The following is a 20,685-nucleotide window of genomic DNA, read 5'->3' on the forward strand; positions in this document are numbered from 1 at the left end:
TCATTCCGGAGAACGGCGGCGGGGCAGGGGTGAGGCTCAAAAAAGAGTCTCTCTAATTGACTCCACCCATTTGTGCCTGTGCGTTTGTCGGCAAAGACCTGTCGCCTATCGTCCTGCGACGCTTTCCCTCCGAATAGGCATTCGTCCGCCACGCGCTTCAGCGTTCCAGCTGGATTGTCAGGCCGTTGTCGGGTCGCTGTCGTGTCCGCGGGCCGTGGCGCGGCTAGGATCAGGGTCCAAAGGAGACGCCGATGCCCCAAGACCCAGATTTCGAGGCGCGGAGCCCGACCAAGGCAGAGCTGGCGATCATCGTGCAAATGCTGCGCAGCTCGCGGGGCTGGACCCAAGAAACTTTGGCAGAGATCGCCGGTTTGAGTGTTCGCACCGTTCAACGTATCGAGGATGGGCAGGGCGGCAGCGCTGACACATTGCGAGCTGTCGCGCGGGCGGTGGAGGCGCCCGACATGGACTTCCTCATCCGGGCGCAGCAGTTTCCCACCGAAGCGGGACTCAAACGCCGCGCTGAAGCTTTCGAGCGCGAGTATTTGATGCTGGACGCTACTCCTGCACCCACGGGGCGAGCCATGGAGGCATTCATGTGCAGTTTGAACATGCTCTCCTGCACGGATAGCGAGATCGAGGACGAAGCCCTCCTCGAAGCGGCGGCATCACTGTTCGACTATTTGCGCGATTACCTGGACGTGAAGTCGGAGGTTAGCCACCAGCAGCGTCTGACCGTCGCAACCGAACTGGAAGCTATCATTCGTCGGCTTCGCGACGGCGGATGGACGCCCTTCGTTGCGGTTCGCCACACAAAGCTCATGAACGACCAGTGGGTCGAGAAGACCCCGTGGCCGGTGACGATCGGTTACTTGACGCTGTTGCCAAAGGGGCAAGCGAACGCCCAACTTGCCGTACCGCGGCGCATCAGCCTCGAATAAGGCGGCTTTACTGAGCTTGGGTGGGGTGTTCTGGTGGCCTAGCCTATGGTGCGGTCATGACCCACCTAGGGCGATCAGACGACCACGGAAGTAGCACTATACGAATAATCACAAGGCGAATGATCACGAATTAACGAGGAGTGGGTGGCTTTCTCAGTGACCCACCCTGCGTGTCTGGCGACCATTGTGTCGCGGGGCAGGTGGTCCCAGGTTCATTCGCGAAAGGAAGACTCCTATGGCTGAACCTGCCTCTTCTGTCGTCGATTTTCGCAAGCCCGCCAAGAAAGCCAATTCCACGGAGCGCATCTGGGGTAAGGCCGTCACGGGTCACGGCTACGCTGGCATCCCCAACATCCTGATTCGCGGTCAAAGCCGGTTGGGCCTATCGCCGTTGCAGTTCAACATCGTGGTGCAACTGCTGGAATACTGGCACGATCCGGCCCGCCCGCCATTTCCCTCGAAGGAGGAGATTGCGGTGCGCATGGGGGTGAAGCCCAAGACCATCCAGACCAATATTCGCGCGCTGGAAAAGGCCGGCTTAGTGAAGCGCGAGCTGCGCAGGACCATCGCCGGCGACTGGAACTCCAATATCTATCACCTGGACGGCCTAGTGGGCCGCATACAGAAGATGGAGCCGGAGTTCGCCAAGGAGAAGGAAGAGCGCCGGGCAGCGCGGCGACGGGTTGAAACCCCGACTGGCAAGCGCGGTAACATGACCTAGAAACGAATTACCCCGGCCGCATGCTAACGCAGAGGCGAAACCGGGGTGTCCGCTGGTATATATAAATGAGACCCTACCCCTTCGCAAGGTGGAACTGATCCATGGCGCAGATCGACGACATGGAGCAGGCCCTATCCCTGGAACGCTTCGGCCGCTACGTCGCATGGGCCAATGGCGATCGGGCACGCGCGCTGGTGCTCTATACCCTTAATGCTCAGATATCGGAAGCGCTCTACATCGCCATGCAGACTCTGGAGGTCAGCTTGCGCAACCGAATCCACACTGTGATAGCGGCCAATCACGGCGAGCGTTGGTTCGAATGTCGCGGCCTGATCACAACTCCGCACCAGCTTTCTCAAGTTGCCGATGCCATTGCTGAGCTGCAGGGTCAGAACAAGGAGCCAACGCCCGGCCGCATCGTCGCCGCCATGAGCTTCAGTTTTTGGACAGCGATGTTCAGCCCTGTCTACGAAGATTTATGGCGTGCGACACTGAAGGACATTGCCCGACGTAACGGCAAGACCCTCGCGCGGAAGGACTTCTCGCGACCCTTGACACAGGTCCGTTTGCTTCGAAACCGGATCGCACACCACGAGCCTATTCTACACTGGGATCTTCGGTCGCATCACCGAGCGATTCGAAACCTAACCGGTTGGCTGTCGCCGCCGGCTCTCACCTGGAGCGCGCCTCTGGACAGGTTTGAGCAGGTCTACCCGGCCGATGACCTCGCCCTTACGCGGCTCAGGTCTGAGAACTGTCGCGCATTAGGACCGATGGCATGATCGATCTCGACAAGGTCAGGGCTACTGCAGCCAGAGCAATCGCCCCGCTTCGGTCGGCGGACAAGAACACGCCTGCTGCCAAGAATTTCCTCTTTAACGCGGTACGCACCGATGCAAGCCGTTCGCTGCCCCCTTACTACCTTGTCTATTTCCTTCTGGTGGATCTTCTGGGTTTTAAAAACCTCGGCCAGTTTGAGAAGATCGCATGGTCAGTGCCGGTGGAGTTCAACGGCAAGGCCTTTCTAATCGAGCACCGCAAGTTTGGGCTTGGCATCTTCGCCGGCAAGCTTCCTGAAGACGAGGAGGACGCGGCACAGATCGCTGGACTCATCTCGCGCGCCACCAAGGCGGCGCAGCCATATTTCGTCTGGCGTGCGGAAGAGGCAGCCAAGGCCTCGGAGTTGAATGTAGTGAATCGTTCGCATGCGTTGTATGTGCGGTTTGAATTCTTTGAGGGATTGTACACGTCGAAAATATTGGAGTCTATAAAGCGAAAAAATGAATATATAGAGAAAAAAATTAGCAAAAATTCATCGATAATTATGCATCCATCTGCAGATCTGAAGCGCGAAGCTGAGCATTATGCAGTGGCGACGATCGAGAGTTTCTTCAGTTGGACTGAGCATGCCTTCATCTTAATTGCAATACTTCTAGGTCGCTGCGTCACTGGCGAGGGTGTGAGGCAACTCGCGCAGGCTGATTGGGGGACAAAGTTTAAGGAGGCGCTAGACATTACTGATCATGAGACCAAGACGTTTTACGACGGCTTGGTTCACGTCCGCCGACAGGTTCGCAACTTCGTCGCTCACGGATCCTTTGGCAAAGATGGGGAAGCCTTCGCCTTCCATTCTCAGGCCGGTGCCGTTCCGATGCGGATCGTCGATGAGCACCGCGGACCACATTTTCAATTCGGCGCCGGAGCAGGTTATGCGGATGAGACAACGATTGGTCTGCTTCGACAATTCGTTGACCACCTATGGTCCGGGTCGCGCGCGCCAGCCTATATCTACATCCAAGAGTGCCAGCTTCCCTTGGTCCTAACGATGGCAAAGGACGGCACCTATGAGCGCAGCATGTCGTCCATCGATGGTATGAAGGAGTTTGCCCACTATCTTTCTACGCAGGCAGATCGGGCTGCCAATATGGACTTCTGAGCGCCTCCGCTCGGGTAAATGCACCGCTTAGCCACCTCGGAATAAGCGGTTCGTATTTGCGCGGCTTAATGCGAGTTCGCTAGCTAAGTGCCGCATAACGATGTCCGGCCTACATCACCATCATCTCCGGCGCCCATTCCTCGCTCTCATAGACGGAGCGCGCCTCGCCGGCCGCCGCGCGCGCCACGGCCATAGCGGCCGCAACGGCCCCGTCGATGCGGTCCCGGCTCTTGCCCTTGTGGAACATGGCGTTGCCGGCGGTGTCCGTCTGGAGCGCGATGTTGTCGAAGTTCCACCGCAGCACGGGATGCCCGCCATGGGTCAGCCGGCGGCCGATGATGGCGCGCTCCAGTTCCTTCACCGACGGCGCCATGGTCACCCAGCCTTGGCGCATCTCCACCGCCGGTAGCCCATCCTCCAGCAGATTGTTGAGCATGTTGCGGGCGAGATGCGGATCGAAGGCGATCTCGCGCACGTCGAAGCGCTCGCACAGGTCGCGGATGGTCTGTTCCACATGGCGGAAGTCCACCACATTGCCGGGCGTGGGATCGATGAAGCCCTGTTCCGCCCACGTCACATAGGGCACGCCGTCGCGCTCGGAGCGTAGGCGCAGATTGTCCTTCGGACAGAAGAACCAGGGATGGACGATGTAGCCCTCGGCCCCGTCGCGCCAGGCCGCCACCACGCAGGTCAGATCGCCGTTGGAGGACAGATCCACGCCAAGCCAGCAGGGTTCGCCCTGAAGCGCCTCCAGATCCACCGGCGCGGCGCCGGCGTCATAAATGCCCATGTCCACGAACGGGTCGGCGCTGTGGTCCAGCCATATGTTGAGGTTGAGTTGCCGGAAGGCCTCCCGGTCCCCCGGCCGCTGGCGCGCCTCGCGGGCGAGCTGACGCAGGCCTTCAATGTCGGGATAGCCGTGGGCAAGGCCGGGGTTGACCTGGTGCCAGATGGCCTCACTCGTCCAATCGCAATCCCGGTCCGCCTCGAACAGGATCGGCAGCGTTGCCGGATCATCGATCTCGCCGCGGGCGACCTTGCGGGCATAGTCCACGATGTCGTGGGCGATGTTCTCCTGTCCCCGGCCGGCGGTGGTGGCCACCACCAGAAGCGAGCCTTGCGACTTCACCAGACCGGATTTCAGCACGTCCCACAGGTCACGCTTTTTCCAGGCGTGCAGTTCGTCCGCCAGCACGAAGGCCGGCGTGCGCCCGTGCTGTGTGCCGGCGTCGCACGAGATGGCTTCGTAGAAGGTGCGCCACTTCGCATTGGTGATGCGGTTGCGGTATTCCTGAAGCGTCATGCGGGCCTTGAGCGGCGGCGTCACATGGATGATTCCGATGGCTTCCTCGAAGCCGATCCGCGCCTGCTTGCGGTCGGAGGCCGCAGAGATCACCTCGCCGCCGGGGACGCGCTCGGGGCCGAAGGTGTGCAGCAAGGCCAGGGACGCGGACAGCGAGGTCTTGCGGTTGCCGCGCGGCAGCAACAGCACAACGGTCTTCACCACGCGCGAGCCGTCCGGGTGGCGCGGCCCATAGATCCGCCGCACGATGCGTTCCTGCCAGGGATCGAGCTGGAACGCCCGGCCGGGCAAGCGGCTCTTGGGATGGCGCAGGGCACGGAGGAACTGCACCGCCCGTTCCCCATAGCCGAAGGGATCGGGGATCTCAGTCAAGGCCGAGCCCACCAAACAGGCCGAAGCCATAGCCCTCATCCGCGCCGCCGCCGCCCCGGATCGCCGGGCGCCCGCGGCTGGCAGGGGTCAAGCCGAGCTCCGCCGCGATCTGGCGCGCCTGCGTCATGCCGTCCGAGCGGATGGCAACCGCCGGGTGGCGTTTCGGCCCGCTGGAGCCGGTAAAGGTGAGGCCCTCCCGTTCGATGATGCGCGCGGCTTCCGCCACCTGTCCGATGGCGGTGCAGTAATTGGCGAAGCTGGCGAGGTCCGCCAGGGTGAGGGTCCGCCGCTCGGTGAGCAGGATGGGCAGCACCCGGTCCCACTCCGTGCGCGCATCCGCGGAGAGCCAGGTGGGCGCCTCCGGCATGTCGTCGGGCGGATCATCGCCCGTCATGGGGATGCTGGTGGCCTTGCGTCCGCGCATGGTCAGAACTCCCGCGCCAGGTGGAGGCGAGCCCGGCGCTCCTCCGATTGCTTGGCCCCATCGTGGCAGGGCTTGCAGAGCGGCTGCCAGTTCTCCCGGCTCCAGAACAGGCGCTTGTCACCCTTGTGCGGGGTAACGTGATCCACGACCGTTGCCGCTGTCCCGCAGCGGGCGCAGGAAGGGTGATGGGCGAGGAAGGCCGCCCGCGCCTTGTCCCATTGGCTGTCATAGCCCCGCGCGCGGGCGCTCGGACGGCGGGCGTCTGCCTCCGCCTTGCGGCGGCGCTCGCAGGGGCAGCGCTCGCCAGAGGCGATGCGATGGCCGCAGCCGCAGATGCGTGGGGCGTGGCGGGGCATATCAGGCTACTCCCGGCAGGCGATAGGTGGAGAGCAGGCCTTCCACTTCCGCTGGCAGCCGGCCGCTGAAGCCGGCGCCATAGGATACGTCGCCGATGCCGTCCACCTGTTCGCTGCGCAAAGCGGGATCGCGGCCGCGCGCGAACCAGTAGTGGCGGGCGAGCACCAGGGTTGCCCGCTCGATATCATAGGGCAGGGTACGGCCCTCCTCGCCCGGCGGGATGAAGCCGGCGCGATAGGTTACGGACACCCGGCCGGATGGCCAGGCGAGCCGCCGGCCGTGGCTGCCGAGCCGGAACAGGAAGCCCGCCGCCGCATCGATTTCGATGTTGGAGGTGGGCTGCACATCCTCGCCAAACGCCAGATCCTCCACCGAGGCGATGGGCCAGCGGGAGAGCATGAGGCCATCTACCGGAGCGGAGACATAGACGATCTCCCGCATGGTCTGTGCCGCCAAGGGCCGGCCGCACCAGGTGGTGACCGCTTGGCTCGCGGCGCGGATCAGTGAATCCAGTTCGTCATCGGCGGGCACCGGGAGGCCAAGCTCGCGCACCAGCTCCGCACGGGTGGTCAGAAGCGCCTCGGGCGCAGGTTCAACTACGGTCAGCATGGGCCTCTCTCCTTCCCCCTGTGAGCGGGAGGCGAGCCGGGCTCGCCTCCCGTTGGACCCTTGGCGGTGTGAAACGCACCGCTGGTGTCCGCGACCGCGCCGACCTTGACCCCCAATGTTCTCGCTGGGGCGAGGGGCGCCGGGGAGGTCGGCTTTTCGATGTTGGGCAGGCCGCGACATGCCCTCATGTCCTGGCGCCCTTAAGCTCTCAGCTCACCGCCATGGCGAGCTTGCGCAACGCCTTGGGCTGGGCCACGGCGCCGCCCACCCGCCGCGTGGCGTGGATGCGGGTGATGCCGTTGGTGGCGAGCAAGTAGGGATTGACCAGGATAGACAACGCCACCCGGTCCACGATGCGGTAGCCGGTCGCCAGATCACCGAACAGGATCGGGGTGGCGGCGGCGGCGATGTCCGGCATGTCCACCGCTTCCACCACGGGGCGGCCGAGGATGGTCTCCGGCTGGCCCGCCTGGAAAGACGGCTGCCAGATGTAGGCGCCCTGCGCATCCTTCAGCTTGCGGATGGCGGCGAGGGTGGTGCCGTTCATGAGCCAGGTGCCGCGATTGCGATAGGCGGCGGGCAAGGCATACATGAGCGTGATCAGGGCATCGCTGGCGAGCGTGGTCGCGTGGCCATTGGCCGTCACGCCGATGCCGTTGGCCGTCAGCAGGCCTTCCGGCTCCAGCACGCCATCGCCGTCGATGAAGGCTGCGCCCTCCTTCTGGCCGAAGTCCTCCGCCAAAGCGAGGCGCACCTCCGCCTCTGCCACGCCCGCGGTGTCTGCGAGCAGTTGGTTGGAGATGTCCACGAAGGTATTGACCTCGCGGATGGGGATCTCCAACTGGCCGAAGCCCGGCTCGGAGCCTTCCTGCGCCTGCGCTTCGCCCTTCCATTTGGCGTTGGTGATGCCGGTGCGCTTGGGATAGCTGACGGCGGGCGCTGCCGTGGTGCGGACGCTGGCGAGCGCGCGAATGGGGGAGAAGTCCACGAGGTCGCGGATGAACTCGGAGGACAATTCCGGCGGGGCGAGGTAGCCGCCCTGCGTGTCGCTGGAGACGGTCAGCGCCTTCAGCTCGGTCTCCATCATGCCCTTATCGCCCCGGCGCAGATAGGTACCGAAGGCCTTTCGTTCCTCGGTCGCCTCGCCGGCACCCGGCGCGCCGCCGGTGGGGCGGTTGAAGCGGGCTTCCATCTTGTCCAGGCGCGCGGTCAGGGTGTCGGAAGCGCCGGCCTTGGCCTCCACCTTGTCCAGGCGGGCGACCACTTCGCCCCGGAAGGCGTCCAGGGCCTTGGTGACGATGGCGGCGGGATCGTCCTCCTCGCCCTTGTGCTCGGTGACGCCCGCGGGCGCCGGGATGCAGTGAAACATGGGTCTACCTCTTGGAAAGCGCCGACGCGGCGCGGTGGATGGCCTCGGCAATGGCGAGGGCGTGAAGGGCGGATTTGGCGCTGGTGACGCGGGCGCCGGGGTGCATGGGCACCGAGACGAGGGAGCACTCCAACAGATCGAGCGCGCTGATGGTCCGGCCGCCGCCTTTGCGCGGCGCGGCCTTGCGGGTGACAAAGCCGATGGAGAGGCCACCCACGGCGCCGGAGCGCACCAGGGCGCGCACCTCGCGGGCGCGGGACACGTCTTCCACCAGCAGCCGGCCTTTGAGGCGCAGGCCGTCCTGCGCTTCCTCTGCCCCCTCCCACACGCCCACCGGGTCGTTATGGTCATGGCCGAACAGCATGGGCAGCGGCAGGCGGGCGCCGGCAAAGGCCCCTTTCTCGATCACGTCGCCCACGCGGTCGGGCGTGCCGAAGGGCCAAGCAAGGCCTTCGATGGCGCCGGCATCGTCCACCAGCATCTTGCTTACGAACAGGGCGCGATCCATCACGCGGCCTCCGCTTGATCGGTACCGGCCGGAAATCCGGCGGCAGACAGGGTGTTGGGGTTCTCGAAGCGCTCGCCGCCGGCATAGGGCGGGCGGTTCTCCATGGCGCGGGCCTCGTTGGGGTTGAGGACGCGGGAGGCGATCAGCTTCTGATAGGCATCGGCCCGGCTGGCGAGATCAGCACGCAGCAGGTCATCCACGAGGAACTCTGCCAGGTACTCCCGGCGCTCGTCGGGCGTGAACAGGGCGCGGCGGATGGCGCCCTGCCACACCTCAAGCCAGGGCAGCAGGGAGTAGGTGAGGAACTCCTGCCCCATGTCGCCCACGTTGGACCAGGTGGCCCGCCCCAGCTCGAACAGCATGTGCGGCGGCACGCGGAAGGCGCGGGCAATCTCAAGGATCTGGAACTGCCGCAGCTCCAGATACTGGGCATCCACCGACGTGAGGGTGAGGGGCGTATAGCTGGCGTCGCCATCCACGATGGCGGTGCCGCCGGAGCGCCCGCCGCCATGGGCGAGCTGCCAGCTCTCCCGGATGCGCTTGATGGTCTCCGGCTGGGTGCGCTCCTTCAGCGACAGCACACCGGAGGGCCGGGCGCCGTTGCCGAACAGGCGGGCGCCGTGCTGATCCAACACCAAAGCGAGGCCGATGGCCTCCCGTGCCGTGGTGAGCGGCGCCACGCCGCCGGGCGCGCGAATATGGAGCACGCTCTCGCGGGCGAGCGGCGCCTCCCCCAGGCGATAGATGGGCTCGCCGGTCTCGGCATAGGTGACGGCGACGCGGGCGGGATCGAGGCGGAGGATCTCCACCACCTTGCCGCCCACGCGGTTGACGAAGCCGAAGCCGCCCTTGTCGTGGGTGAGCGCATCCACCGTGAGGGCGAGCTTCAGATCATAGGCGCTCGCCCAATCGTTGGCGTCGTCGTGGAGCAGGCCATAGGCCGGGTGGTCGGAGGCGCGCTCCTTGGCCCCGTCCGTGCCGCGGCGATAGGTGATGATGGGCAGGGTCGCCACAGCTTCCGCGATGATGCGGATGGCGCAGGCGGCGGCCGGGTGGCGCATGGCGGTGGCGATGGACACCGCCACCCCGGCGGCGGTGGGCGCGGCGCCGGAGAGCAGCTCCAGCAGCGCACCGTCCCCAGAGCCGAGGCTCGGAGCAGCCTTGGCCTCGAACAAACGGGAGAGGGTTTTGAAGGGATTGCGCATCCTCAAGGTTATGCGCCGATCCGCGCCCCGTCAGGAGGGGGCTGCTTTGGTCAACTTCGGTCAACTTCGGTCAACAAATCCCGACGAGTCGACCAGTCAGGCCGAGCACACAGCCTTGATCCAAGAAAGACATAGGGAGCGCTGCGGTCGAAATGAAGCGTCGCCTCGACCTCGAAGTCCCCGACGTCTTGGAACAGGATCACCCTGTCGCCTTCCTGGAGAGCATAATTGTCGGCCACATCGGCCAGCGGCTTCCCATCCAGATACAACAGCCAGAACAGATCGTCGGCCGTGCTGTCATTGAAATCGCAATAGACCTTGAGCATGCCGCAAGCTTACGCACCCGGCTGTCGTTCGCAACAACCCGTTGCGAAAACTTATGCCCTGGAACGGCATTGCTTGGGCGCGATAAAAGGCGATGACGGTGGGGAGCGAGGCGACCGATCAGAGCCATCGCGGCCGCACCGCGCCTCCGATGAGAAAACGTCCGCCGTTGCGGCCTTCGCGTTGTCACGTACGGCAGCGTTTTATGTCGCCGGAGGCGGGCCAACGCCACGGCTCGGTAAGAAATCACTTAACCCACTGATCTCAAAACTAAAAAGAACCATTTAGGCGCCATCGCGCGCGAACCTACCCCACCGGTCCGAGGCCCCGAGGGGGAAGTCGCGAGGTGCCCCCGGGGCGCCTTGGGCTTGCCCGAGCGCGGGCGAGCGTCAGGCAATCACGGGCGTGGCGTTGGGAAAGGATTTAGTGATTTCTTGAAAGGTGATGACGGCGCCGAACTTCGATAGGTGTGGCGCGTAATCCGCAAGCCTTGAAGCGCAACAGACCAGAACCGTAGATGCGTCCGTGTGCGGCAGGACAGCATCGGGTGGGTTCGTGGTCCAGCAAGCTGCCCGGAGCGTGTAGTTGGTCGCTTGATCCTTCTTGGTTGAGAACTTGTCCTTGGGTTGTTTGATCTCAAAATGCACGGCGAAGCGTGAACCTGCACCGCTGTCAAAGAGTGCGAGCAGGTCTGTTTCCTGCCCGCTACATCCCTGGCAGCGGCACCGTTCAGTGAAATGGGATCTCCACCACGTCTCAGAAATTTTGCTCCGCTTGGCCTTCATCTCCTCATGGAGCAGCACGACCGTCTCTGCACAGCCGGAGAACTTTGTCTGCCGAAGCACCCACGCGCGAAAGTCCGGATCCGCGACGAGAGCGTTTGCGAATGGCTCTGCGTAGGTGAACTCAGTCGATCCATACCGCATCGCCCTCTCTCCTTGTCCTCTGCCCTTATGCCCGCCGCTGATGGTTAGTGACGCAGTGACGGACAGTGACGCAGTTTTGTATTGTTAGAGGAAACGTGTGCGCGCGCATGCTGCTCATATGGGAAAATGCGTCACTGTCCGTCACTGCGTCACTCGGCAGTCACGCTGCCCCAACAGCTGGGTAGTAGTGGCGCACGCCACCTGTGCCGCGCTTCTGCACCCATCCCAGCCGCTCAAGACAGCGCGCGATGCGGCGCTGCTCGGTCGTCCCGATCTTCGCAAGGTCAATGTACAGGGCGCTCTGTGCTACTTCATTAACGGTCACCTTCGGCTGCCCTGCAAGCCACTTCTTGATTGGCTCCTCCCACGCATCTCCCTCGAAGCGCTCCTCCTGTTGCGGCTTGATCTGCTCGCGTTCGAAGTCGGCAGAGGGCCACCAGGGGCGCCCGTCGAGGTAGAGGTGGACCGCCTCCGCAAACAGTTGGTCGCGGTCTCGCTGGAGCATGTCCGTATTGATCTTGCCGACCTTCACCGGCCAGTAGCGGCGCCCGCCGGTCTCGTCACGCAGGTAAGTCGCTTTGTTGGTGGTGCCGATGAACACGCACTGGCGCGGCATGATGACTTCCATGCGCCCATAGGGCGGGCGGAATCGTTCCACCGGCCGCGTGAGGAAGGCCTTCAACGCTGCGTCTTCCGCTCGACTGATGGCCGAAAGCTCCGCGATCTCGATCAGCCATTTGCCCCGCAGGTGCAGGCTCACATCCTTGCCGCCGGTCACGTCCGGCATGTTGTCGGAGAACCACGCGCCGCCAATGATGCGGCACGCGGTGGACTTCATGGCGCCCTGCGTGCCCTCCAGCACGAGCATGTAGTCCGCCTTGCAGCCGGGATTGAAGATGCGCGCGGCCATGGAGATGAAAAACATGGTGCCGATCTGCGACGCATAGAGCGTGTCCTCGCAGCCGAGATAGGTATGCAGCCACTGACACAGGCGGGGCAGGCTGTCCCAGGTCAACTCTTGAAGGTATTCACGGACGGGATGTATGGCTTGTTCCCGCGCGCGCACGTCCACCGCCTGAAAGGTCGTGTCCCGGCCGAGGCGGGGGAGACCTTCGAGCTGGAGATACTCTTGGAGGCGGTTGATGTCGGTATCGGTCACTTGGCGCGGCCTGAAATCATCGTCGGGCGGCTCGAAGCCGACACCTCCCTTGGGAATGGGCGCGTTTATGATGACGGCGTTCTCCATCTCATCGAACGAGAAGAGATCCGACAGGGCCAAGTCGCAGCGCAGGGCATGCAGTGCGTTGGCGAGGTTGGGGATCGGGTGGCCTTTGTCATCGCGCGTGCAGTCCGCGAGCCAGCCAGACGCGGGCACCAGTTTAGGGCGCATCGGCATGCCGTGATTCTGCTGCGGGCGCGAGGAGGCGGCCTTCAGCGCGGCAATGATGTCCATGTCACCCATGGAGCGCCTCCGCCATGTCGCTGGAGGCGAATTGTGCTGGCGCAGGGCGGCTCGCATCGTGCGGGCGCCGCTGAAAATTCGCCTTGAAGATCAAGGGGCAGTGGATCGCCCGCACGTGGGTGTAAGTATCGGGCCGGAAAGCCGATTTTGCCTCACTCTCCTGGGGGCTGCTGGGAGACGGCCTGCGGATCTCGACGGATGGGCGCGGCCAGTGGATGGGCGCCGTGTTCATCGCGCTGCTCTGGCGCTCCCTGACATTCGGATGCGTCGGCCCCAACGCCGGCGAGGCCGGCTCCCAGGGTCGGGCCGGGATCGGCAGGTCGGTCACCTCTTACACTCGTACGAGGCCCCATTCGGCCCTTGGCGGCAGAGCGCCTGAGGAGGTCCATACGGTCTGCGAAGGCGTCGACCTGGCGGCATGGCGGACACCAGAACCAAGCCTAGCCTCGCCGCCAAGCTGTCCGCGCAAGGGGGCCACCTCAGTCGGGCACGGCGGTGTTGCAAGACGTGATCTCAGCCTGCATCGTGACCAGCGGCCTGTCGCTGAGGGGGGTGGTCGCGCTCCCCTGGCCGCGCGAGCTCGGTCGCGTATTTCACTCAGTGTACATCGTTTATGGTGTCGGGATCGCTCAATTCGATAGCATGGAGATGCCCAATCCCATGCCGGAATGCTGATCTATTTGGCAGTCTGGAACTTTTCGACATCGGTCATTGACAGCTAAAATGCTCAGTGTACATCTATTATCTGTGTCGCCTTCGAGGCGGCGCCCCGGACGCCTCGTCCCCATGAAATGCGCTTGTCCAAGCAAGGAGGCATCAGATGGCACAGGAGCCGCTCGCGACTAAGGGCAATTACCTGCACATTTATGATTTCAAGATCCATCCCGGTGTGGAAGCGGAATTCATTAAAGAATTCGAGGATTTCGACTATTCGGATGGAAATCCGATGCACAAGTCGTCCGCTCAGGTCAAGGATGGCGTTCTGCTGCGCGATACGCTCGATCCGCTCCGTTTCTACTTGATCGCCGAATGGTCCGATATCGAGGAGCACGGCCGCATCCGCAAGATCCTGGCCGAGGAGATCAAGCCCTCCTTCATTCGCCATATCGTCGGCGGCTCGTTCGTGCCGCGCTATGCGGAGGTGGTCTCCAGCACCCCGGAGGAAATCCTCAACAAGGCTGCAGGCTAAAGATGAGCGCCCTGCGCGCGGCTGCTGTTGCCGCGCGCAGGGCGGGCCGCGGTTTGCCGGCGGGCCGGTGTTCGCCCAGTTCAGATGTTCAGAGGGCGCCGATGATACTGTACGGTTTCTTTCGCTCCTCCACATCCTATCGCCTCCGCATCGCGCTTGCCTTCAAGGGGGCGGCGCATGACGCGCGGTTCGTCAGCCTGCCCAAGATGGAGCACAAGAGCGCGGACTATCTGGCGATCAATCCGCAAGGTCTGGTCCCCGCGCTGGTGGATGGCGACCATGTCTATACTCAGACGCTCGCCATCATGGAATATCTGGAGGAGGCTTATCCGGAGCCGCCGATGCTGCCCGCCGCGTTGCCGGCGCGCGCCTATGTCCGTAGCATCAGCCAGATTGTGAGTTGCGATATTCATCCGCTCAACAATGTGCGGGTCCTCAAGTATCTGGAGCAGCGCCTTTCGCTCGGCGAAAACGAGCGTATGGCCTGGTATGCCCATTGGATCGGCGAGGGCTTTCGCAGTCTGGAGGCCGCGCTGCGGCACGAGGGGCTCTCCGGCCGCTTCGTCCTCGGCGACACCCCTGGAATGGCGGATATCTGCCTGGTGCCGCAAGTGTTCAATGCGCGCCGATTTAACTGCGATCTCTCCGATTACCCCACCGCCCTGGGTATCTTCGAGAACTGCATGCAACTGGACGCTTTTACCACGACCCTTCCGCAGTATCAGCCCGACGCCTTTTAGAGTTTCGCTTCCGCCGGCTCAGAAATTCGCTCTTTCCCCCAGAGGAAGCTTGCGATGAAAATGTGGCTTCGCCTTTCGCGCGGCATTGATGGGCTGAATACGGCCATCGGGCGCATTGCCTGTTGGGCCATTGTGGCCGCCATCGTCGTGTCCACGGTCAATGCGCTCATGCGCAAGATCTTCGGCCTCTCGTCCAATGCCTGGCTGGAGTTGCAGTGGTATCTGTTCGGTGCGGTCTTCATGCTGTGCGCGCCCTGGACCCTGCGCTTGAACGAACACATCCGCATCGATGTGGTGGCTGAAAAGTTCGGGCGCCGGGCCAGCAACATCATCGAAGTCACCTGTCACGTCCTGTTCCTGTTGACGTTCTGCGCCCTGATGATCTGGCTGTCGGTGCCGTTTGTGTGGAATTCCTTCCACACGGCCGAGGTCTCCACCAATGCCGGCGGGCTGCTGTTGTGGCCGGCCAAGCTCATCATCCTGGTGGGGTTCGTGCTGTTGTTCCTGCAAGGGGTGAGCGAGCTCATCAAGCGCATCGCCATCATGCGCGGCGACCTTGCCGACGAGGGCGGCGGCGATGCCCATGCCGCGGAGGCGGAGCGCATTCTGACCGAACTGGCCGAGACCGACGCCCGCATCGGCGGGGCCAAGCCATGCTGAGCGCACCCCGCCGGATCGCCCCGTCCCACCCCATCCGCGCAGGAGAGCGTCCGTCATGGCCGCGCTGATCGCCCAGAACCTTGCGCCGATCATGTTCGCGATGCTGATCGTGTTCATGCTGCTGGGCTATCCGGTCGCCTTTGCCCTGGCCGCCAACGGCCTGCTGTTCTTCGTGGTCGCAGTGGAATTGTCGCCCTATGCACCGCAGACCATTACCCTGTCCTGGCCACTGCTGCAGGCATTGCCGGAGCGGGTGTTCGGCACCATGGCCAATGAGGTGCTGCTGGCGATCCCCTTTTTCACCTTCATGGGCCTGATCCTGGAGCGCTCGGGCATGGCGGAGGATCTGCTCGACACCATCGGCCAGTTGTTCGGCACGGTGCGCGGCGGGCTGGCTTATGCGGTGATCTTCGTGGGCGCGCTGCTGGCGGCCACCACCGGCGTGGTGGCGGCCTCGGTGATCTCCATGGGCCTCATCTCGCTGCCGATCATGCTGCGCTATGGCTATGATCGGCGTCTGGCGGCCGGTGTCATTGCCGCCTCCGGTACCCTGGCGCAGATCATTCCGCCTTCGCTGGTGCTGATCGTGATGGCCGATCAGCTCGGCCGCTCGGTCGGCGACATGTATGAGGGTGCCTTCGTGCCTGGCCTGCTGCTGTCGGGCCTCTATGCGAGCTTCGTGTTCCTGGTCACGCGCTTTGCCCCGCAGGCGGCGCCGGGCCTGCCGGTGGAGGCGATCGGCTTCCGTGAACCCTCCGGTGCCCGCGGGGTCTGGCAATTGGGCGTGCTGGTGGCGTTTTCGGCCGGCGTCGCCACGCTGCTGATGCGGCAAACCGAGATCAAGGCGGGGGCCGACTTCGTCATTCTCACCATCTGCGTCGCCACCGTGGTGGCTCTGGTGTGCGCGCTGCTGAACCGCTTTCTCGGCGCGCGGCGCATCGTTCTTTCGGGGGCGCTGACGCTGGCCCTTCTGGCCGCCTATGTGGCGCTGGCCGATAGCGGCCATGAGGCGCTCGGGCTCGGCGCGGATGTCCTGGCCGCCGGCGCTCTCTATGCCTTCATCGTCGGGCTGCTGGAACGGTTAACCGGCGTGCGGCTGGTTTCGTGCATGGCCGAGCAGGTCACCTTCTCCATGGTGCCGCCGCTGCTGCTGATCTTCCTGGTGCTGGGCACCATTTTCCTGGGCGTGGCCACGCCCACGGAAGGCGGGGCCATGGGGGCCATGGGCGCCATCGCCCTGGCGGCGCTGAAGCGGCGACTGGAGCGCAACCCCAAGCGCTTCTCCTTCGCCATCCTGCGCCATGCCACGGAGACCACAGCGAAGCTGTCTGCCTTTGCGCTGTTCATCGTCATTGGTGCGCGGGTGTTCTCGCTTACCTTCTACGGCATCAACGGACATCTATGGGTTGAACATCTGCTCACCAGCATGCCGGGCGGCCATCTGGGCTTCCTGGTGTTCGTGAACGTGCTGATCTTCCTGCTGGCCTTCTTTCTCGATTTCTTCGAGTTGGCCTTCATCATCATCCCGCTCATTGGCCCGGCGGCGGAGAAGCTCGGCATCGATCTCATCTGGCTGGGGGTGATGCTGGGGGTGAACATGCAGACTTCGTTCATGCATCCGCCGTTCGGCTTTGCCCTGTTCTATCTGCGCTCGGTGGCGCCGAAGCTGGCCTATCTGGACAAGGTGACCGGCAAGCGCATGGAGCCGATCACTTCTGCCCAGATCTATTGGGGGGCGATCCCGTTCGTGGTGATCCAGATCATCATGGTGGCGGCGATCATCGCTTTCCCCGGCCTTGTCACCCGCGACAAGGCGGCGGCGCCGGCGCTGGATGCCACGGCCATCGATCGCCAGATGGACAATCTCGATACCCCGGGCGCCGGCTTGCCGGACCTGGGTCTGCCCCAAAGCAAGCTTTGAACCGCGGCTCATCAAGAAGACCGCATCCATAAGAACGACCTTCCGTTTGCGCGTGTCTGTCCAAGCCTTCCCGCCCGGATCGGGTGTGCAGGCGACAACGAAAGAGGGGATCCTGATGAAACGACGCCTGTTTCTGGCCCAGATGGCGGCGGGGGCCGCCGCTACCGTGGCCGCCGCGCCCGCCTTGGCGCAAACCCCGCTGCCGTCGATCAAATGGCGCATGGCCACCAGCTGGCCCAAGAGCCTCGACACCATCTATGGCTCCGCCGCCACCATGTGCCAGCGCATCTCGCAGCTCACCGAGGGGCGTTTCGAGGTGTCGCCGTTCGCGGGCGGCGAGATCGTCGGTCCGGCCCAGGTGTTCGATGCCACCAAGAACAAGACCGTGGAGTGTTGCCACACCCTGACCTCGTTCTTCACCGGCAAGAACCCGGCCTTCGCCTTTGACGGCGGCATCGCCTTCGGCATGAACGCCCGCCAGCAGAATGCCTGGTATTTCGAGGGCGGCGGCAAGGCGCTGATCACCGAGCTGTTCGGCAAGGACAATCTGGTGCCGTTTCCCTGCGGCAATACCGGCGTGCAGATGGGCGGCTGGTATCGCAAGGAAATCAAGAGCGTGGAGGACCTCAAGGGCCTCAAGATGCGCATCGGCGGGCTCGGCGGCACCATCCTCGCCAAGCTGGGCGTGGTGGCGCAGCAGATTGCGGCGGGCGACATCTACCCTTCGCTGGAGCGCGGCACCATCGATGCGGCCGAGTGGATCGGCCCCTATGACGATGAGAAGCTCGGCTTCGCCAAGGTGGCCAAATATTACTACACCCCCGGCTGGTGGGAGGGCAGCGCCCAGATCACCGCGCTGGTGAACAAGGAGGCGTGGGACAGCCTGCCGGATCTCTACAAGATCGCCTTCGAGACCGCCGCCAGCGAGCAGAACATGCGCATGCTGGCCAATTACGACGCCAAGAATCCGGAAGCCCTGCGGCGCCTGCTGGCAGCGGGCGTGGAGTTGCGCGCCTTCCCGCAGCCGGTGATGGATGCCTGCTACAAGGCGACGCTGGAAACCTTCGACGAACTGGCGGCCAAGAGCCCGGAATTCAAGACCATCTATGGGCCGTGGAAGGCGTTCCTGAACGAATCCAACAGCTGGCAGCGGCTGAGCGACTATCGTCTGGACAGCATCCGCTTTGCCGCGCCCAAATGGACGTAAGGCGGATGTCCGCGGCCTGATCGGCTGCGCCTCTGGCGGCCACCCTGCGGGGTGGCTGCCACTGCGGATTGAACCGGGGGGACGAGACCATGTCGGCTGAAGGCGTGACCGGCGAAGGCATCGGCGCACGGGTGCGTCGCAAGGAAGACGCGCGCCACCTCATGGGGCGCGGGCGTTTCGTGGGCGACATCCGCATGCCGGGCCTACGCGACGTGGCTTTCCTGCGCAGCCCGGTGGCCCATGCCCGCATCACCGGCGTCACCAAGCCCGCCGGGCAGGGGGCGCAGGTGTTCGTGGCACAGGATGCGGCGGGTGTGGGCGCCATCGTCACCCGCTCGGCCATTCCCGGCTACAAGGTGTCCGCTTATCCCCCGCTCGCCACCGACAAGGTGCGCTTCGTGGGCGACATCGTCGCCATGGCTGTGGCGCCCACCCGCGCGGAGGCGGAAGACCTCTGCGAGGCGACGCTGTTCGATTATGAGGAACTGCCGCCCATCGTGGATTGCACCGCCGGGCGCGCGCCGGGGGCGGCGCTGCTGCACGAGGCGTGGAAGGACAATCTGTTCCTGGAGACCGCCTTCGACAGCGGCGGCGTGGACGAGGTGGCGGCCACCGCGCCGATCAAGGTGGAGAAGCGCTTCAAGACCGCCCGCCAGTGCATGCATCCCATGGAGGGCAAGGGGGTGCTGGCCTATTGGGATTTCCAGGCCGACCAACTGGTGGTGGTCACCTCCACCCAGGTGCCGCATCTGATCCGCACCGGGCTCAGCGATTGCCTCGGCCTCGATCAGGGCCGGGTGCGGGTGATGCAGCCGGATGTGGGCGGCGGCTTCGGCTACAAATGCCTGCTGCAGCCGGAGGAGGTGCTGGTGGCCTGGCTGGCGCTGACCTATCAGGCGCCGTTCCGCTGGATCGAGGATCGCCGCGAGCATCTCACCGCCGGCGCCAACGCCCGCCAGCATGAATATGTCATCACCGCCTATGCGGACGCGCGCGGCCGCCTGCTGGGGCTGGAGGCGGAGATCAGCGTGGATGTGGGCGCCTATTCGGTGTGGCCGTTCACCGCCTGCCTGGAGGCGGCGCAGGCGGGCGGCAACCTGCCGGGGCCCTATGTGCTGCCCGCCTATCGCTGCAAGACTTATTCGGTGGCCACCAACAAGCCGCCGTTCGCGCCCTATCGCGGCGTGGCGCGGCCGGGGGTGTGCTTCGCCATCGAGCTGACCATCGATGCCATCGCCAAGGCGGTGGGCCGCGAGGCGGTGGAGGTGCGGGCGGAGAACCTCGTGACGGCAGGCGCCATGCCCTACACCAACATTACCAAGAAGTTCTACGACAGCGGCGACTATCCCGCCTCGCTGGCGCGGGCCCGCGACATGGTGGATTTCGCCGCCGTGCGGGCGCGGCAGGCGGTGCCGGAACCGGACGGCCGTCAGATCGGCGTCGGCTTTGCCACTTACACCGAGCAGTCCGCCCACGGCACCAAGGTATTTGCCTCCTGGGGCATTCCCATGGTGCCCGGCTATGAGCAGGCCACGCTGCGCCTGACCCCGGGCGGGGGCGTGGAGGTGCGGGCTGGCGTGCCCACCATCGGCCAGGGGCTGGAGACCACGCTGGCGCAGGTGGCGAGCGAGATCCTCACGCTGCCGCTGGCCAAGATCAAGGTGGTGCTGGGCGACACCGCCACTACGCCTTATTCCACCGGCGCCTATGCCTCGCGCGGCATCGTCATGGCCGGGGGCGCCGTCTCCAAGGCGGCGGCCAAGCTCGCCGAGCGGGTGAAGGCGATTGCCGCCCACCTCATGCAATGCCGTCCGGATGAGGTGCGGGTGGCTGACGGGCAGATCCATGGGGTGTCCGCCAGCATCAGCTTCCAGGATGTGGCGCGGGCCTGGTATCTGCGGCCCGAACTGCTGCCCGAGGGCGTGGATACCGGCGGGCTGGAGGTGACCGAGGGCTATAAGCCGGAGGTGGACACCGGCGTGTTCTCCTATGCCACCCATGCCTGCGTGGTGGCGGTGGATCCGCGCACCGGTGCCACCGAGATCCTGGACTATGTGGTGGTCGAAGACTGCGGCCGCATGGTCAATCCCATGATCGTGGAGGGGCAGGCCTATGGCGGGGTGGCCCAGGGCATCGGCACCGCGCTGTTCGAGGAAAGCACCTATGACGATCAGGGCCAGCCCCTGGCCTCGACGCTGATCGATTATCTGCTGCCCGGCCCGACGGAACTGCCCAAGGTGCGCATCGCCCACACCGAGACCCTGTCGCCCTTTTCCGCCCATGGCATCAAGGGCGTGGGGGAGGGCGGCGCCATTGCTCCGGCCGGCGCCGTGGTCAACGCCATCAACGATGCGCTGCGGCCCCAGGGCGCCGTCCTTACCGAAATTCCGGCCACCCCGGCGCGGGTGCTGGCGGCGCTGCGCGCCGCAACCGTGGGAGCTGCCGCATGAAGGCCGCGGCATTCGATCTGGCGCCGGCGGCGCACCTCGCCGACGCGGTGGCGGTGCTCAC

Annotated in this window: 20 protein-coding genes; 10 read left to right on the top strand and 10 right to left on the bottom strand. The window is 64.5% G+C overall.

Translation table 11 applies throughout. From position 1 onward, the window contains the following. Positions 1 to 251 precede the first annotated feature (251 nt). From AAG816_RS22110 to AAG816_RS22125, 4 genes are all read left to right on the top strand, one after another. A complete protein-coding gene (locus AAG816_RS22110; protein ID WP_341991852.1) occupies positions 252 to 941 on the top strand; it encodes a helix-turn-helix transcriptional regulator in 690 nt (229 codons plus the stop codon). A gap of 235 nt (positions 942 to 1,176) precedes the next feature. After that, positions 1,177 to 1,662, top strand: a complete 486-nt coding sequence (locus AAG816_RS22115) for a helix-turn-helix domain-containing protein (protein WP_341991853.1) — start codon at positions 1,177 to 1,179, stop codon at positions 1,660 to 1,662. Positions 1,663 to 1,763: 101 nt separating this feature from the next. Then, positions 1,764 to 2,444: an Abi family protein gene (locus AAG816_RS22120; protein ID WP_341991854.1), complete on the top strand. Its 681-nt coding sequence runs from the start codon at positions 1,764 to 1,766 to the stop codon at positions 2,442 to 2,444. Further along, on the top strand, positions 2,441 to 3,598 hold the full coding sequence (locus AAG816_RS22125) for a hypothetical protein (RefSeq protein WP_341991855.1): 1,158 nt from the start codon (positions 2,441 to 2,443) through the stop codon (positions 3,596 to 3,598). The genes AAG816_RS22120 and AAG816_RS22125 overlap by 4 nt, the downstream gene beginning before the upstream one ends. A gap of 109 nt (positions 3,599 to 3,707) precedes the next feature. Here AAG816_RS22125 and AAG816_RS22130 read toward each other — a convergent pair whose 3' ends face one another. The 10 genes from AAG816_RS22130 to AAG816_RS22175 form a co-directional block, all read right to left on the bottom strand. Continuing rightward, on the bottom strand, positions 3,708 to 5,273 hold the full coding sequence (locus tag AAG816_RS22130) for a terminase TerL endonuclease subunit (protein ID WP_341991856.1): 1,566 nt from the start codon (positions 5,271 to 5,273) through the stop codon (positions 3,708 to 3,710). Further along, entirely contained in the window at positions 5,266 to 5,697 is a 432-nt protein-coding gene (locus tag AAG816_RS22135) for a phage terminase small subunit P27 family (RefSeq protein WP_341991857.1), read from the bottom strand. The genes AAG816_RS22130 and AAG816_RS22135 overlap by 8 nt, the downstream gene beginning before the upstream one ends. Positions 5,698 to 5,699: 2 nt before the next feature. Continuing rightward, the gene (locus AAG816_RS22140; RefSeq protein ID WP_341991858.1) at positions 5,700 to 6,053 is read right to left on the bottom strand and encodes an HNH endonuclease signature motif containing protein; all 354 of its coding nucleotides are present in this window, start codon (positions 6,051 to 6,053) and stop codon (positions 5,700 to 5,702) included. Between the two features lies 1 nt (position 6,054). Further along, positions 6,055 to 6,663 carry a hypothetical protein gene (locus AAG816_RS22145; RefSeq protein WP_341991859.1) on the bottom strand — a complete coding sequence of 203 codons (609 nt, stop codon included), beginning with the start codon at positions 6,661 to 6,663 and terminating at the stop codon, positions 6,055 to 6,057. 208 nt (positions 6,664 to 6,871) lie between these two features. Further along, the gene (locus AAG816_RS22150) at positions 6,872 to 8,032 is read right to left on the bottom strand and encodes a phage major capsid protein (protein WP_341991860.1); all 1,161 of its coding nucleotides are present in this window, start codon (positions 8,030 to 8,032) and stop codon (positions 6,872 to 6,874) included. A 4-nt stretch (positions 8,033 to 8,036) separates the two neighbouring features. Continuing rightward, complete coding sequence (locus AAG816_RS22155; RefSeq protein WP_341991861.1) at positions 8,037 to 8,540, bottom strand: HK97 family phage prohead protease; 504 nt, start codon at positions 8,538 to 8,540, stop codon at positions 8,037 to 8,039. Then, a complete protein-coding gene (locus AAG816_RS22160) occupies positions 8,540 to 9,745 on the bottom strand; it encodes a phage portal protein (RefSeq protein WP_341991862.1) in 1,206 nt (401 codons plus the stop codon). Before AAG816_RS22160 ends, AAG816_RS22155 begins: the two co-directional genes overlap by 1 nt. 50 nt (positions 9,746 to 9,795) lie before the next feature. Next, positions 9,796 to 10,071 carry a hypothetical protein gene (locus tag AAG816_RS22165; protein ID WP_341991863.1) on the bottom strand — a complete coding sequence of 92 codons (276 nt, stop codon included), beginning with the start codon at positions 10,069 to 10,071 and terminating at the stop codon, positions 9,796 to 9,798. A 387-nt stretch (positions 10,072 to 10,458) separates the two neighbouring features. Continuing rightward, a complete protein-coding gene (locus AAG816_RS22170; protein WP_341991864.1) occupies positions 10,459 to 10,995 on the bottom strand; it encodes a hypothetical protein in 537 nt (178 codons plus the stop codon). Between the two features lie 160 nt (positions 10,996 to 11,155). Continuing rightward, positions 11,156 to 12,457: a virulence-associated E family protein gene (locus AAG816_RS22175; RefSeq protein ID WP_341991865.1), complete on the bottom strand. Its 1,302-nt coding sequence runs from the start codon at positions 12,455 to 12,457 to the stop codon at positions 11,156 to 11,158. Positions 12,458 to 13,277: 820 nt separating this feature from the next. Here AAG816_RS22175 and AAG816_RS22180 point away from each other — a divergent pair. From AAG816_RS22180 to AAG816_RS22205, 6 genes are all read left to right on the top strand, one after another. Then, positions 13,278 to 13,646 (top strand): hypothetical protein, encoded by a 369-nt coding sequence (locus AAG816_RS22180; RefSeq protein ID WP_341991866.1) that lies wholly within the window; start codon positions 13,278 to 13,280, stop codon positions 13,644 to 13,646. 2 nt (positions 13,647 to 13,648) lie between these two features. Continuing rightward, positions 13,649 to 14,386 (top strand): maleylacetoacetate isomerase, encoded by a 738-nt coding sequence (gene maiA / locus AAG816_RS22185; RefSeq protein WP_341991867.1) that lies wholly within the window; start codon positions 13,649 to 13,651, stop codon positions 14,384 to 14,386. Between the two features lie 54 nt (positions 14,387 to 14,440). Further along, positions 14,441 to 15,046 (top strand): TRAP transporter small permease subunit, encoded by a 606-nt coding sequence (locus AAG816_RS22190; protein WP_341991868.1) that lies wholly within the window; start codon positions 14,441 to 14,443, stop codon positions 15,044 to 15,046. 55 nt (positions 15,047 to 15,101) lie between these two features. Further along, complete coding sequence (locus AAG816_RS22195; RefSeq protein ID WP_341991869.1) at positions 15,102 to 16,967, top strand: TRAP transporter large permease subunit; 1,866 nt, start codon at positions 15,102 to 15,104, stop codon at positions 16,965 to 16,967. 115 nt (positions 16,968 to 17,082) lie between these two features. After that, positions 17,083 to 18,174 carry a TRAP transporter substrate-binding protein gene (locus tag AAG816_RS22200; RefSeq protein WP_341991870.1) on the top strand — a complete coding sequence of 364 codons (1,092 nt, stop codon included), beginning with the start codon at positions 17,083 to 17,085 and terminating at the stop codon, positions 18,172 to 18,174. An 89-nt stretch (positions 18,175 to 18,263) separates the two neighbouring features. Further along, on the top strand, positions 18,264 to 20,624 hold the full coding sequence (locus tag AAG816_RS22205; RefSeq protein WP_341991871.1) for a xanthine dehydrogenase family protein molybdopterin-binding subunit: 2,361 nt from the start codon (positions 18,264 to 18,266) through the stop codon (positions 20,622 to 20,624). Positions 20,625 to 20,685: the final 61 nt, after the last annotated feature.

The organism is Azorhizobium sp. AG788, assembly GCF_943371865.1.
Taxonomy (GTDB): domain Bacteria; phylum Pseudomonadota; class Alphaproteobacteria; order Rhizobiales; family Xanthobacteraceae; genus Azorhizobium.